Here is a 1424-nt window from a genome sequence, read left to right on the forward strand (position 1 = left end):
AGTTGAGTCCCCGATAGTGGTGTAGCGCGGTCGCTGAGTTCGTCACCGGCGTGTACGCCAAACGCAGACGCGGCCACCGCGCGATCCTTCGAGTCAACCTTCTACCGAATCCTCGAGGACCACACGATGACCGCTCCACACATTGTCGACCCTGCCGGCCTGCTTGGCGAAGCCCTCGCCGAAGCGAGCCCCGATCTGATGCGCTCGCTGCTGCAATCGATCATCAACGCCCTGCTCTGCGCGGACGCCGACGCGGTCGTTGGCGCCGAGTACGGTCGCCCGTCACCGGGCCGCAGTGCCCAGCGCAACGGGTACCGCCACCGCGACCTGGACACCCGGGTCGGGACCATCGACGTCGCGATCCCGAAACTGCGCTCCGGGACCTACTTCCCCGAGTGGCTCCTCGAACGCCGTAAACGTGCCGAGTCCGCGTTGATCACCGTCGTGGCCGACTGCTACCTCGCCGGAGTCAGCACCCGGCGGATGGACAAGCTGGTCAAGCAGTTGGGCATCGACTCGTTATCGAAGTCCCAGGTCTCTCGGATGGCCACCGACCTCGACAGCATCGTCGAGGACTTCCGCCACCGCCCCCTCGATGCTGCCGGCCCGTTCACGTTCGTGGCCGCCGACGCGCTCACGATGAAGGTCCGCGAAGGCGGCCGCGTGATCAACGCCGTGGTGCTGCTCGCGACCGGCGTCAACGGCGACGGGCACCGCGAAGTCCTCGGCATGCGCGTCGCCACCTCGGAAACCGGGCCGGCGTGGAACGAGTTCTTCGCCGACCTCGTAGCCCGTGGCCTGAGCGGCGTCCGGCTCGTCACCTCAGATGCCCACGCCGGACTCAAGGACGCGATCGCCGCGAACCTGGCCGGATCCTCCTGGCAACGCTGCCGTACCCACTACGCCGCGAACCTGATGTCGGTGACCCCGAAATCGATGTGGCCCGCGGTCAAGGCGATGCTGCACTCGGTCTACGACCAGCCCGACGCACCGGCCGTGAACGCCCAGTTCGACCGGCTGCTGGACTACGTGGAAGAGAAGCTCCCCGACGTCTACGAGCACCTCGCCGGCGCCCGGGAAGACATCCTCGCCTTCACCGCTTTCCCCAAGGACGTATGGACCCAGATCTGGTCCAACAACCCCGCCGAGCGGTTGAACCGCGAGATCCGACGCCGCACCGACAGCGTCGGGATCTTCCCCAACCGCACCGCGATCGTCCGACTCGTCGGCGCCGTCCTGGCCGAGCAGACCGACGAATGGGCCGAGGGCCGCCGCTACCTCGGACTCGACGTCCTCGCCCGATGCCGCATGAACCTCGTCCCCAACACCGAACCCGAGATCGGAGCCCACGACCTGCCCGCACTCACCGCCTGAACCACCAACGAAGGAGAACGCAGCGCTACACCACTACCTGGGACTTGACC

General features: G+C 67.1%; 1 protein-coding gene. It reads left to right on the forward strand.

The genetic code is table 11. The annotated features are described in order from the left end of the window. Positions 1-126: 126 nt before the first annotated feature. Positions 127-1374 (forward strand): IS256 family transposase, encoded by a 1248-nt coding sequence (locus C9J87_RS19255; protein WP_107706352.1) that lies wholly within the window; start codon positions 127-129, stop codon positions 1372-1374. The last annotated feature ends 50 nt before the right edge of the window (positions 1375-1424 follow it).

Origin of the sequence: Nocardioides allogilvus (assembly GCF_003047285.1) — a bacterium.
GTDB lineage: Bacteria > Actinomycetota > Actinomycetes > Propionibacteriales > Nocardioidaceae > Nocardioides > Nocardioides allogilvus.